Source organism: Kribbella deserti (assembly GCF_042434725.1).
GTDB lineage: Bacteria > Actinomycetota > Actinomycetes > Propionibacteriales > Kribbellaceae > Kribbella > Kribbella deserti.
In genome coordinates this window covers 401,378-413,731 of sequence record NZ_JBHLTC010000018.1, presented here as the reverse complement: position 1 = coordinate 413,731, position 12,354 = coordinate 401,378, and the positions used below count along the sequence as shown (strand labels likewise).

11 protein-coding genes are annotated in these 12,354 nt (G+C 69.0%); 4 read left to right on the top strand and 7 right to left on the bottom strand.

Annotation, left to right across the window (positions count from 1 at the left end; genetic code table 11):
* Positions 1–17 precede the first annotated feature (17 nt).
* Genes ACFFGN_RS15220 through hemE form a run of 4 tightly spaced genes read right to left on the bottom strand, consistent with a single transcriptional unit; the run spans position 18 to position 3,659 of the window.
* On the bottom strand, positions 18–413 hold the full coding sequence (locus ACFFGN_RS15220; RefSeq protein ID WP_380047833.1) for a VOC family protein: 396 nt from the start codon (positions 411–413) through the stop codon (positions 18–20).
* Complete coding sequence (hemQ, locus tag ACFFGN_RS15215) at positions 410–1,123, bottom strand: hydrogen peroxide-dependent heme synthase (RefSeq protein WP_380047831.1); 714 nt, start codon at positions 1,121–1,123, stop codon at positions 410–412. Before hemQ ends, ACFFGN_RS15220 begins: the two co-directional genes overlap by 4 nt.
* Entirely contained in the window at positions 1,120–2,544 is a 1,425-nt protein-coding gene (gene hemG / locus ACFFGN_RS15210) for a protoporphyrinogen oxidase (protein ID WP_380047829.1), read from the bottom strand. Before hemG ends, hemQ begins: the two co-directional genes overlap by 4 nt.
* Positions 2,541–3,659 carry a uroporphyrinogen decarboxylase gene (gene hemE / locus ACFFGN_RS15205; protein ID WP_380047827.1) on the bottom strand — a complete coding sequence of 373 codons (1,119 nt, stop codon included), beginning with the start codon at positions 3,657–3,659 and terminating at the stop codon, positions 2,541–2,543. The genes hemG and hemE overlap by 4 nt, the downstream gene beginning before the upstream one ends.
* 74 nt (positions 3,660–3,733) lie before the next feature.
* Here hemE and ACFFGN_RS15200 point away from each other — a divergent pair, with 74 nt between their 5' ends.
* The gene (locus ACFFGN_RS15200; protein ID WP_380047825.1) at positions 3,734–4,336 is read left to right on the top strand and encodes a DUF3000 domain-containing protein; all 603 of its coding nucleotides are present in this window, start codon (positions 3,734–3,736) and stop codon (positions 4,334–4,336) included.
* On the top strand, positions 4,333–5,649 hold the full coding sequence (locus ACFFGN_RS15195; RefSeq protein WP_380047823.1) for a ribonuclease D: 1,317 nt from the start codon (positions 4,333–4,335) through the stop codon (positions 5,647–5,649). The genes ACFFGN_RS15200 and ACFFGN_RS15195 overlap by 4 nt, the downstream gene beginning before the upstream one ends.
* Positions 5,650–6,735: 1,086 nt before the next feature.
* Here the strand turns inward: ACFFGN_RS15195 and ACFFGN_RS15190 are convergent.
* The 3 genes from ACFFGN_RS15190 to ACFFGN_RS15180 all read right to left on the bottom strand — a co-directional run bounded on the left by ACFFGN_RS15190 (position 6,736) and on the right by ACFFGN_RS15180 (position 8,710).
* A complete protein-coding gene (locus tag ACFFGN_RS15190) occupies positions 6,736–7,224 on the bottom strand; it encodes a glutathione peroxidase (protein WP_380047821.1) in 489 nt (162 codons plus the stop codon).
* A gap of 10 nt (positions 7,225–7,234) precedes the next feature.
* Complete coding sequence (locus ACFFGN_RS15185) at positions 7,235–7,951, bottom strand: dienelactone hydrolase family protein (protein WP_380047819.1); 717 nt, start codon at positions 7,949–7,951, stop codon at positions 7,235–7,237.
* 63 nt (positions 7,952–8,014) lie between these two features.
* The gene (locus tag ACFFGN_RS15180) at positions 8,015–8,710 is read right to left on the bottom strand and encodes a hypothetical protein (RefSeq protein ID WP_380047817.1); all 696 of its coding nucleotides are present in this window, start codon (positions 8,708–8,710) and stop codon (positions 8,015–8,017) included.
* Between the two features lie 188 nt (positions 8,711–8,898).
* Between ACFFGN_RS15180 and ACFFGN_RS15175 the strand changes: the two genes are divergently transcribed.
* On the top strand, positions 8,899–10,098 hold the full coding sequence (locus ACFFGN_RS15175; RefSeq protein ID WP_380047815.1) for a thiolase family protein: 1,200 nt from the start codon (positions 8,899–8,901) through the stop codon (positions 10,096–10,098).
* Entirely contained in the window at positions 10,095–12,221 is a 2,127-nt protein-coding gene (locus ACFFGN_RS15170) for a 3-hydroxyacyl-CoA dehydrogenase NAD-binding domain-containing protein (RefSeq protein WP_446685194.1), read from the top strand. The genes ACFFGN_RS15175 and ACFFGN_RS15170 overlap by 4 nt, the downstream gene beginning before the upstream one ends.
* Positions 12,222–12,354: the final 133 nt, after the last annotated feature.

Sequence of the window (12,354 nt, the reverse complement as noted above, 5' to 3'; positions counted from 1 at the left end):
CTCTCCACCCTCGACGGTTAGATCGGGGTGGCTAGGGCTACGGGGTTGCGGTCGGGGTCGGCTACGTAGGCCTGGCGTTCTCCCCACGGCATGTTCGCGGGGGCCTGCATGATCTCGTAGCCGGCCTCGCGCATCTTGGCCACCTCGGCCTCGACGTCCTCCACGTAGACGAACAACTCGAACCGGGGCGCCGTGCCGACTGTGACGCCTAGCTGCGCCTCGGGCCAGTTGTAGTCGGCAATACCCAGCGAGGACTCTCCACCGAGCTCTAGGCCGACGTAATGCGGGTCACCCTCCAGTGGGAACTGGTAGACCTGCTCGTAGCCGAGCTTGGTGTAGAACGCGACAGAGCGCCTCACGTTGCTTACGTACAGCACCGGGAAGGCCCTGCGTCTTATGCCAGACGGACTCATGCGAGGTTGGCAATCAGCTCGGCGAGTTCGGTCCGCTTACCGGTGTAGAACGGCACTTCCTCGCGCACGTGCCGGCGGGCAGTCGAGGCGCGCAGGTCACGCATCAGGTCGACCATGCGGTACAGCTCGTCGGCTTCGAACGCCAGCATCCACTCGTAGTCCCCGAGCGCGAACGAGGCCACGGTGTTGGCCCGGACGTCCGGGTAGCCACGGGCCATCTTGCCGTGCTCGGCGAGCATGAAGCGCCGCTCCTCGTCGGGAAGCAGGTACCACTCGTATGACCGCACGAACGGGTAGACGCAGATGTACTCACGGGGAGTCTCGTCAGCCAGGAAGGCCGGGATGTGGCTCTTGTTGAACTCGGCCGGGCGGTGCAACGCCATCTGCGACCAGACCGGCTCCAGGCTGCGGCCGAGCGAAGTCCGGCGCAGCTTGTGGTAGGCCTTCTGCAGCGCGTCAGGCGTCGGAGCGTGCCACCAGACCATGAAGTCGGCGTCGGCCCGGAAACCGGCCACGTCGTACCAGCCGCGCACGACCACGTCGTCCTCGGCCACCGCCTCGATGGCCTTCCGGACGCCGCTGGCCAGTACACCGCGGTCCACGTCCCCGATGGGCGTGTGCAGTCTGAAGACCGACCACATCGTGTAGCGGATGACGTTGTTCAGCTCGCGGGCCTTCGGCTTGGCGGTGCCTTCTACGGTCTCGGTCACGCCTTCATTCTGACCAACGGCTCAAGATGGTCACGCACCCGGGTGGCTGCGCGCGTGCCGGACGCCACACAGGCGGCGATCCCTACACCCCGGTACGCCGCCCCACAGACGGCTAACCCCGGTATGGCGGCGACGGCTCGTTCAACCCGGTCGACCCGGTCCAGGTGGCCCACGGAGTACTGCGGGAGCGCACCGCCCCAGCGAGTCACTAGCGACGCCACCACCGGCGTATCCAGGCCAATGGCCTTGCGCAGGTCTGACGCGGCTAGGGCGACTAGTTCCTCGTCGGACCGCTGCAGGACGTATTCCTCGCCTAGGCGTCCCACCGAGGCCCGAAGGACTAAAAGGTCGCCGCTGGCCTCGCGGCTCCACTCCCACTTGGCGTGGCTATACGTCGACGCCTTGATCGTTCGGCCCTCGACCGACGGCACTAGGAAGCCGGAACCGCTCGCGCCCTCCGGCCAGGCCTCACGCCGTACAGCCAGGGTGACGATCGCCATGCTCGCGTACTCCACCGAAGCCAGTTCCGCGGTTGCCGACGGGACCACGTCGGCAAGCATCCGGCTGGCGGGTAGAGCCGGTGCAGCCACTACAACCGCATCGGCCTCGACCAAGACGGGCGCGACGGCCGGACCGGTCTCAAGCGTGAAACCCTGCGCCGCGCGCGACACGCGCCGTACGGTCGTCTTGGTCTGGATCTCGACGCCCCGAGCCTTGAGGTCGTCGGCGAGCGCAGTGATGAGCTTGTGGACGCCACCCCTTACACCTGCGAATACCGGCCCGGGCGCGCGCTTCTTGCCTGCGGCCTGCATATCCGCCGTGGCCGCCAGTACCGACGGCGCGTCGGCTAGACGGGCGAACAGGTCCGGGACCGCCGCTGCGAGCGAGATGTCCTCCGCGCGACCGGCGTAGACCCCGCCGAGGAGCGGATCCACCAGCTTGTCCGTGACGGCTTGCCCCATGCGCTCGGCGACGTACCGGCCGATGGAGACATCTTCGGTCAGCCCCGGCGCGGGCAGGCCCGCCTCCGCGGCCACCCGCGCGGCCGCATCCGGCCCGAGCACGTCCGCGACCGCGCCCGCCTCGGCGGGAACACCCATCACGGTCGGCGGGATGGCGTGAATGCCGTCGCCGACCCACAAACCCGCTTTGGTCGTCGCCGGATGGACCAGTTCGCCTCCGAGCCCAACCGCCTTGATCAGGTCGACACCCTCGGGCCGGCGGGCCAGAACCGACTCGGCGCCCAGGTCGACCGGAATGCCCTCGAGTACGTCGCCCGCGAGCTTGCCGCCGAGCCGGGGCGATCCCTCCAGCACGGTGATGCGCGGCGGGTTGTTCCCAGTCGCCAGCGCGTGCGCCGCGGTCAGACCGCTGATGCCGCCGCCGACGATGACAACGTGCGGGACCTGTGGCCCGGTCATCGGGCGGATTTCGCGTGAACGGTCTGGACCACCTTCAGCAGAACGTCGGGATCCGCGTTCGGCGGTACGCCATGACCGAGGTTGAAGATGTGCCCGGGCGCGGCCTTGCCCTCGGCAAGGATCCGCTCGATCTCAGCGACCAACGGGCCCTCGCCCGCGAACAGCAGGGCCGGATCGAGATTGCCCTGCACAGGCTTGGCGGCAGATCCGTCCGCGGTGATCCGACGGACGGCCTCGTCGAGCGGAACCCGCCAGTCGACGCCGACGACATCCGCCCCGGCAGCACTCATCAACGGCAGTAGCTCACCCGTGTTCACACCGAAGTGCACGCGCGGTACGCCGTACGTCGAGAGGGCATCGAAGACCTTGGCCGAATGCGGCAGCACGAACTCGGTGTAGTCGCGCGGCGACAGCGCCCCCGCCCACGAGTCGAACAGCTGGATCGCGGACGCGCCCGCCTCGACCTGCACGGACAGATAGGCGATCGCGACGTCGGCCAGCCGGTCGGCCAGCGCGTGCCAAAGCTCCGGGTCGCCGTGCATCAGGGCCTTGGTCTTGGCGTGATCCTTGCTCGGCCCCCCCTCGACCAGGTACGACGCGACGGTGAACGGCGCTCCGGCGAACCCGATCAGCGGGGTCCCGCCCAGCTGCCGCACGAGCTCCTGCACCGACTCGGTCACATACGAGACGTCCGCGGGTGTCACCGGGCGGATCGCGTCGAGATCGTCGGCCGACCGCACCGGCTGAGCCACCACCGGACCGACGCCGGGCTTGATCTCCAGGTCCACGCCGACCGCCTTCAGCGGCAGCACGATGTCGGAGAAGAAGATCGCCGCGTCGACGCCGTAACGGCGAACAGGCTGCAGCGTTATCTCCACGACGAGGTCGGGCCGCATACACGACTCGAGCATCGTCGTGCCCTCGCGGATCGCTCGGTATTCGGGCAGTGAGCGACCCGCCTGGCGCATGAACCAGATCGGGGTGTGCGGTACCGGTTCGCCCCGGGCCGCCAACAGAAAGGCAGAACGCGTCAGGTCGGTGGTCGGTGAATCGGAGCCGTGCTGGGCGCCGGTGGGTGTGATCGCAGTTGGTGAAGGCAAGGACACACCCGCCATGATCCCATGCCTGAACATACTTTCCGGCGCGTCGCCATCGGCGTCGGAGAGTGATCGGCCGTAGGCTGCGAAGCATGGGTGCCCGCAAGCAGGTCGACGCGCCCCCCGCCGAGTTCGCCGAGGCTTTGACGCAACTGCGCGGGGCGCGGTTCCGGCCCGAAGTGTTCGTCGAGGAGATGCCCGCGCCGCAGCGGATAGCACCGCACGCGGCCGCGGTCAGTGCCGATGTGACCGTCGAGGGTGACGATGTCGCCACCGGCCGGTTGGTGCTGCTCTATGACCCGGCCGGCAACGACGCCTGGCAATCCACCTTCCGCTGTGTCGCGTACGTCCGGGCCGCGGTCGAGCCCGAGATGGTCACCGACGCGCTGCTCGGCGGCGTCGGCTGGACCTGGCTGATGGAGGCGCTGGCCGACCACGGTGCGCACTACCTTGCGCCGAGCGGTACCGTCACCCGCGTGGTTTCGGAGAGTTTCGGCGGCATGGCCGACGATGAGGCGACGGCGGAGATCGAGATCCGCGCGTCCTGGAGCGTGGCCGTCGAGCCCGGTGACGAGGTCGACGTGACCTCGCACGTCGAGGCCTGGGGTGACGTGCTGTGTACGGCGGCTGGGCTGCCGCCGGTTCCGCCGGGAGTGGTCGCGATGCCGACCCGGCGCGGTCAGCGGGGCCGATGAGCCAGGCTGACAACGAACCCACGATCCTGGCTGCCGAGGTTCCCGAGGACCCGACCGTCGAACTGCCGCTGCTGGAACTGCGCGACGGCCTCTCCGACGTGGTCGAGACCGCCCCTGAACTGGCCGAGGTGATCGAGGCCTTCCGCGGTGGCAGCGGCCCGGTCGCAGTCGACGCCGAACGCGCCTCCGGCTACCGCTACTCACACCGCGCTTACCTGGTCCAACTGCGCCGGGCCGGTTCCGGCTCCGCGCTGGTCGACCCGATCCCGTTCGGTGATCTGTCCGCCCTCGGCGACGCGATCATCGACGCCGAGTGGATCATTCACGCCGCGAACCAGGACCTGGCCTGCCTGGCCGAGGTCGGCATGGTGCCGCGCACGGTTTTCGACACCGAACTCGCCGGCCGCCTGCTCGGCTACCCCAAGGTCGGTCTGGCCTCCCTGGTGAGCGAAGTACTCGGCTACCGGATGCGCAAGGAGCACTCGGCGGCCGACTGGTCAACGCGGCCGCTGCCCGCCCCCTGGCTGGTGTACGCCGCGCTCGACGTCGAGATGCTGATCGAACTGCGCGACGCGATCGAGGCCGAACTCCGCCGCGACGGCAAATGGGAATGGGCCCAGCAGGAGTTCGCCGCGATCCTCCAGGCCCCGCCGAAGGAGCCGAAGCCCGACCCCTGGCGCCGTACCTCCGGCATGCACCGCATCCGCAACCGCCGCGGCCTAGCCGTCGTACGCGCCTTGTGGGAAGCCCGCGACCAAATCGCCGCCAAGGCCGACATCTCCCCCGGCCGGATCCTGCCCGACTCCGCGATCGTCGAGGCCGCCGCCGCGATCCCGGCCGACCGAGACACCCTGCAACGCCTCACCGCCTTCAAAGGCCGCGGCGCCCACCGGCACATGCGCGTCTGGTGGGAGGCGATCGACCACGCTCGCCGCCTGCCCGACTCGGAGCTCCCGAAGCAAGGCGCCCGGTACGACGGCCCGCCGCCGGCACGTGCCTGGGCCGACCGCGACCCCGACGCGGCCGCACGGTTGTCCGCCGCGCGCGCCGGGGTCAGCGAGATCGCCGAGCAGCACCGCCTCCCCACCGAGAACCTGCTCTCCCCCGACACCATCCGCCGCCTCGCCTGGTCTCCACCGGCCGACGCGGATCTGGCCGTCTTCACCGAGTTCCTCCGCACCCACGGCGCCCGCCCCTGGCAGATCGCCCTGACCGCGGAAACCCTCACCGATGCCCTAGCCACCAAACCCGCCCAAACCCCACCCCCGTCGCCCGAGCCCGACGACGCTCCCCCACTCGTCGACCCGGCCTGAGCGACCCACGCTTCGGCTTGCCGATGTTGCGGACCTTTGCGGCCTGACGTCTCGCCGGTCGCACTACGTATCAGGTCTGCGGGCGAGGTCTCCGGCTGATGCGCCTGGTTTCACCTACCGCCGCGCCGGCCTGGACATCACAGCCACCGCGCAGGTGGGTTACCACCCCGGAATCCGAGTGGCTAACCCACCTCGGGAGTGGCCAGCCACTCTCAGATCGTAGGCCTCTTTCGCCCGGCGACCGGGGTTTCGCGCGGCTACCGGCGTTCGGCCCGGCTACCGGGCTTTAGCGCGGCTACCGGGGTTTGCGCGACTGCCGGGGTTTGCGCGGCTGCCGGGGTTTGCGCGGCTGCCGGGGTTTGCGCGGCTGCCGGGGTTTTGCGCGGCTACCGGGGTTTGGTTTGCCCGCTGCCGAGTTGTTGCGCGACTACCCGGTTGCAACCGGGTAGTCGCGCAAAAAGTCGGCATTGGCCTTCGGAATGCCCGCGACCGCACCAACGTGTCGCCCTTGAGCACCATCCAAACCCACGGCACGGAACAACCCACCCAAGGAGCGGAACAACTCCACCTCATGACGCGTAACCCCGACGCGGAGCGTGCAGTAGTCCCGCGCGGAGCTCACGGCAACCCCGACGCGGACGTGCGGCAGTCCCGCGCGGCCTCACGGCAACCCCGACGCGGACGTGCGGCAGTCCCGCGCGGCCTCACGGCAACCCCGACGCGGAGCGTGCGAGACACCCGAAACCCGGCCAGACCTCACCCGTCCCCTGATAGCTGCCACCTTTGGTCGGTTCGGGCCGCGTCAAGGGCGCGCAGCGTCACCGCCAGGTGATTCCCAACCCTTGACGCGGCCCGAACCGACCTCACAATTCGGAAGAACTCAGGGGGACGGGTGACCACGGTTCCACCGGCTTCGGCGCTTCGAGCCGGGCCGGCGACGATTGCCCCGAATTCACCCGCCTAGGTCGGCGACCACCTGTACCGCCGTACGGAGTGGCACCAATCGACGCAGCGTCGGGAGCCGGCGCACAGTCGTCGTGGCGGCGGCCGACGTATCCGCCAAGGCGGCCTAGCGGAAGGTTCGCGTTAGTTCGGCAGGGTGGATTCGATGGCGGTTACGACCTCGGGGGATTCGGGGTCTACCGGGGTGCGGAAGCGGGCTACTACCTCCCCGGCTGGGGAGACCAGGAACTTCTCGAAGTTCCAGCGGACGTCGCCCGCCTGGCCTTCGGCGTCGGCTGCCTGGGTCAGTTCGGCGAACAGTGGGCTCCGGTCCGGCCCGTTCACGTCCGCCTTCTCCAGCAACGGGAAGCTCACGCCGTACGTGGTCGAGCAGAACGTCGCGATCTCCTCCGCCGTACCCGGCTCCTGCCCGCCGAACTGGTTGCATGGCACGCCCAACACGGTGAACCCGCGCTCCGCGTACTGCTGCTGGATCCGCTCCAGCCCGCTGTACTGCGGCGTCGCCCCGCACCGGGAGGCCACGTTGACCACCAGCAGGGCCTTGCCCTTGTACTCGGTCAGGCTGGTGTTCTCACCCGTCAGCGTGTGCAGCGGAATGTCGTACAGAGACATGGAAATCCGATCAGTCGAGGGGTAGGTGCTTCTTAAGAAACTCGGTCGTCCGCGCCCAAGCCTGCCGGGACGCTTCCGGATGGTGGAACATCGGGAGCGGGTTATCGAAGGCATGCCCCGCGCCCTCGTACAACAAGAACTCGGTCTCCGGATTCCCCGTCACAGCGGCGCGAATCCGCTCGACGGTCTCCAGATCGATATATGTGTCGGCCGTCCCGAAGTGATGCAGGCTGACCGCAGTCACCCGAGGCGCCAGCTCCAGCAAATTCGGCAGCGCCGATCCGTAGTAACTGACCAGCACATCCGGCGACGTCACAGCCGCGACGTTGAACGCCAATCCGCCACCAAAGCAGAACCCGACCAACCCAGCGCCACCGGTCACCTCCAACCGACCACGCAGGTGCTCGAACGCCACCGCCGCATCCGTGACCGCCGTATCCCAGTCGAGCCGCGTCAAGATCCCCGCGGCCTTGTCGACCAGATCCGCCGCACTCTCGTCCAGCTCGGTGTCGTCCAGCCGCCAGTAGATCTCCGGAGCGATCACGACATATCCGAGCGCGGCAAGGTCCGCCGCGCGCTCACGGATGTACGGCGAGACGCCGAAGATCTCCTGCAGCAGCAACAGTCCTGGGCCGGTACCGCCCGGCGGCAGCCAGAGATGGGCCGGCATGCTGCCCGACTCCGCCTCGATCCCGATAACCGTGGCGCCAGCCGCGTCAGAGCCCATGCTCGCAGCGTACGACGCGCCTCGGCTCAACCACGAACCAGCGTGTCGGTTGCCACCGAACGCTCACCCACGAACCGACGTATCAACCTCCACGGGCTGAGCCGGCGACGCGGCGTGCCGCCCGGGCCGGAGGGCCTCGCATTCCGCGATGGCTGCCGCGAGTACGTCGTACAGCAGGTTGTCCGGGTTCGGGATGCAGGCCTGGGCGATGCCTTCCACGGCGCAGGCGATCGCCCGTGGCGCGGTCCGCTTCGCGTAATCGGGTCTGCCCCGGTGCGGGCGGGCCGTGAACGAGCGGGCCCACCTCGCCGCGGCCGGTACCTGCGCGAGCGCCGAAGCCGACTCGGGCCGCAGGCTGTGCGCAGGCCGCCCCTCCAGCTCCGCGAGGACCTGCTCGGATACCAGCAGCGCCACGGCCAGGATGTGCTGGCGTTCCTGCGAGACCACGGGCAGGGCGATCCACAGGGTTCTTGTGGTGACGCGCGCTGAGAGCCGCGGGTCGTCGGTGGTCAGGCCGATCACCGACGGGATCAGCGGCGCGAGGCGATTGCGGTTGGCGTCGGTGGTGCAGTCGTTCACGTCGCGGGCGACGGCGGCCAGCAGTGGATGCGTACAGGAGGGGTGGTCCGACCACGGCTCCCCCGCCAGATACGACGCGAACTCCATGAAACAGGCCCCCTTGCGGGGATTCCGGTGCTTGCCACGCGACAGGATCGGCATGGCCAGGTCGAGGTTAACCGTGTTCTTCAGGTTGTTCATGAGGCGCTCCAAAGAGGTTCTCCTTCAGCCAGGATGCGCCCGATCGCGCTGACACGCCATGTTTCGGAGCCGGGTTTACGGGGTTGTCACGAGCTGTGAGCAGCGGCACAGCGGCCGGTGCTTTGGCGAAGGTGTTACCGGCGGGTAGCCTAGGGCTGCTTCCCACCCGTTCAGACGAGGAGGGCCTTGTGCCCCGAGAGATCCGCGATGTCGTGTTCGTCGACGGTGTGCGCACCCCGTTCGGCAAGGCCAAAGGCCAGTACGCCGAGACGCGCGCCGACGACCTGGTGATCAAGTGCATCCGTGAGCTGCTGCGGCGTAATCCGTCGCTGCCGCCGGAGCGCGTCGACGAGGTGGCCATCGCCGCCACCACCCAGATCGGCGACCAGGGCCTGACGATCGGCCGGACCGCCGCGCTGCTGGCCGGTCTGCCGAAGACCACGCCCGGCTACTCCATCGACCGCATGTGTGCCGGCGCGATGACCGCCGTCACCACCGCCGCGTCCGGCATCGCCTTCGGCGCATACGACGTGGCCGTGGCCGGTGGCGTCGAGCACATGGGCCGCCACCCGATGGGCGAGGGCGTCGACCCGAACCCGCGCATCATCGCCGAGAAGCTGGTCGATCCGTCGGCGCTGGTGATGGGCTCCACCGCGGAGAACCTGCACGACCGCTACCCCAGCATCACCAAGGCCCGCACGGACGCGTTCGCGGTGGCCTCGCAGGAGAAGGCCGCGAAGGCCTACGCCAACGGGCTGATCCAGCCGGACCTGGTGCCGATCGCGATCCGCTCCGCCGAGCAGGGCTGGGGTCTCGCGACCACCGACGAGCCGATGCGCCCGGGCACCACGCTCGAGGATCTCGCCAAGCTGAAGACGCCGTTCCGCCCGCACGGCCGGATCACCGCGGGTAACTCGGCCGGTATCAACGACGGCGCGACCGCCTCGATCATCGCCTCCGCGGACGCCGCCGAAGAGCTTGGCCTGACGCCGAAGATGAAGCTTGTCTCGTACGGCTGGGCGGGTGTCGAGCCCGAGGTGATGGGCATCGGCCCGGTCCCGGCGACCGAGAAGGCCCTGAAGATGGCCGGTCTGACGATCGACGACATCCAGGCGTTCGAGGTGAACGAGGCGTTCGCCGTACAGGTGCTGGCCTTCCTGGAGCACTACGGCATCGCCGACGACGACAGCCGCGTCAACCCGTACGGCGGCGCGATCGCCTTCGGTCACCCGCTGGCGTCGTCCGGCGTGCGGCTGATGGTTCAGCTGGCGAAGCAGTTCGAGCAGCGCCCGGAGGTCCGCTACGGCCTGACCACGATGTGCGTCGGTCTCGGCATGGGCGGCACGGTGATCTGGGAGAACCCCAACTACCAGGGAAACAAGGGATGAGCAGCATGACCGACCTGCAGAACCTGATCGACGAGGCCGTCGCGATCGAGACCGACGAGGTCGTCACGCTCGCCCCGTCGCGGGACGTCGTACTGCCCGGTGGTGCCGGCATTCTCGCGCTGATCACGCTGGACAACGGGCACGACCACACCAAGCCGAACACCTTCGGCCCCAAGGGCCTGGCGAACCTCAACACCGCCATCGACGCGGCGCTGGCCCGCGACGAAGTGAAGGCGATCGGCGTCACCGGTAAGCCGTTCATCCTGGCGGCCGGCGCGGACCTCACCGGCGTACCGAAGCTGGTCGACCGCGAGCAGGCGCTCAACCTCGGCCGGATCGGCCACGGCGTGATGCGCAAGCTGGTCGATGGCGGCAAGCCGTCGTTCGCGTTCGTGAACGGTGTCGCGCTCGGCGGCGGTCTCGAGGTGGCGCTGCACGCGACGTACCGGACCATCTCGGCCGCGGCGGGCATGCTGTCGACGCCCGAGGTCTTCCTCGGCCTGATTCCGGGCTGGGGCGGCAACTTCCTGCTGCCGAACCTGATCGGCGCCGACAAGGCCGTCACGGTCATCGTCGAGAACGCCCTGAACCAGAACAAGATGCTCAGCGGTCCGGCCGCCGTGAAGCTCGGCATCGGTGACGTGCTGCTGGAGCCGGCCGACTTCCTCGAGCAGTCGTTGCTCTGGGCATCGAAGGTGCTCACCGGCGAGATCGTCGTCGAGCGCCCCGAGGTCGACCGTGGCGACGCCTGGGACGCGGCCGTTGCCCGCGGCAAGGCCTTCGCGGACGCCAAGGTCAGCGGCGCCGCCCCCGCGCCGTACCGCGCGCTGGACCTCATCGCCGCCGCGAAGGACAACGACCGCGACCGCGGTTTCGCCGCCGAGGACGAGGCGCTCGCCGACCTCATCATGAGCGAGGAACTGCGCAGCGGGCTGTACGCGTTCGACCTGGTGAACAAGCGCGCCAAGCGGCCCGCGGGTGCACCGGACAAGTCGCTTGCCCGCCCGATCACCAAGGTGGGCGTGGTCGGCGCCGGTCTGATGGCGGGCCAGCTCGCACTGCTGTTCGCGCGCCGCCTCGAGGTACCCGTCGTACTGACGGACCTCGACCAGGAGCGGGTCGACCGCGGTGTCGGTTACGTACACGGTGAGATCGACAAGCTGCTGGCGAAGGGCCGGGTGAAGTCGGACAAGGCGAACCAGCTCAAGGCGCTGGTCTCGGGTTCGGTCGACCGGCAGGTGTTCGCGGACGCCGACTTCGTGATCGAGGCGGTGTTCGAGGAGCTCGCGCTGAAGAAGTCGATCTTCGCGGACCTGGAGAAGATCATCCGGCCCGACGCGATTCTCGCGACGAACACCTCGTCGCTGTCGATCACCGAGATGGCGGCGGATCTGCAGCACCCGGAGCGGGTGGTCGGCTTCCACTTCTTCAACCCGGTCGCGGTGCTGCCACTGCTCGAGATCATCCGGGCCGCGCAGACCGACGACGCCACGCTGGCGACCGCGTTCGCCGTCGGCAAGGGCCTGAAGAAGTCCTGCGTGCTGGTGAAGGACGCGCCCGCGTTCGTCGTGAACCGGCTGCTGACGCGCTTCCTCGGTGAGGTCAGCGCGGCGGTCGACGAGGGTACGCCGATTCCGGCGGCCGACAAGGCGCTGATGGCCCTCGGTCTGCCGATGCCGCCGTTCGTCCTGCTGCAGCTGGTCGGTCTGCCCGTCGCGCTGCACGTGGCCGAGACGATGCACAAGGCCTACCCGGACCGGTACCAGGTGTCGGAGAACCTTGCGAAGGTTGTTGCCGCGGGCAAGAGCTCGTTCTACGTCTGGAGCGCCGAGGGCAAGCCGTCGGTCGATCCGGAGGTCGAGGCCATCGTGACCGTCGGCGACAAGTCGTCCACCGCGGAAGACCTGCGCGCCCGGGTGCTCGCCGCCCTCGCGGAGGAGATCCGCATCATGCTCGACGAAGGTGTTGTCGCCGAACCGCACGACATCGACCTGTGCATGCTGCTGGGCGCCGGCTGGCCGTTCCACCTCGGCGGCATCACGCCGTACCTGGACCGCTCCGGCATCTCCGAAAAGGTGACCGGCCAACGCTTCCTCCCGAAGGGCGTGGCCAGCCCCGCATAGTTCCACCTACTGCCGGCTCTCTAGCGGGGGCCGGCAGTTCCCTCGAACCGCTGGGGGTCGGTGCGGCGCCGGAAGCCCGCTCCGACCCCCAGCGTCATTCCCCCACAGGGGTGAACACCAAGCCCGATCAGCA

Bases quoted from the DNA above. Each gene is read 5' to 3' on its own strand.
- ACFFGN_RS15170 (WP_446685194.1), top strand. From the start codon at position 10,095: ATGAGCAGCATGACCGACCTGCAGAACCTGATCGACGAGGCCGTCGCG.
- ACFFGN_RS15190 (WP_380047821.1), bottom strand. From the start codon at position 7,224: ATGTCTCTGTACGACATTCCGCTGCACACGCTGACGGGTGAGAACACC.
- ACFFGN_RS15180 (WP_380047817.1), bottom strand. From the start codon at position 8,710: ATGAACAACCTGAAGAACACGGTTAACCTCGACCTGGCCATGCCGATC.
- ACFFGN_RS15185 (WP_380047819.1), bottom strand. From the start codon at position 7,951: ATGGGCTCTGACGCGGCTGGCGCCACGGTTATCGGGATCGAGGCGGAG.
- hemG (WP_380047829.1), bottom strand. From the start codon at position 2,544: ATGACCGGGCCACAGGTCCCGCACGTTGTCATCGTCGGCGGCGGCATC.
- ACFFGN_RS15220 (WP_380047833.1), bottom strand. From the start codon at position 413: ATGAGTCCGTCTGGCATAAGACGCAGGGCCTTCCCGGTGCTGTACGTA.
- ACFFGN_RS15200 (WP_380047825.1), top strand. From the start codon at position 3,734: ATGGGTGCCCGCAAGCAGGTCGACGCGCCCCCCGCCGAGTTCGCCGAG.
- ACFFGN_RS15195 (WP_380047823.1), top strand. From the start codon at position 4,333: ATGAGCCAGGCTGACAACGAACCCACGATCCTGGCTGCCGAGGTTCCC.
- hemE (WP_380047827.1), bottom strand. From the start codon at position 3,659: ATGGCGGGTGTGTCCTTGCCTTCACCAACTGCGATCACACCCACCGGC.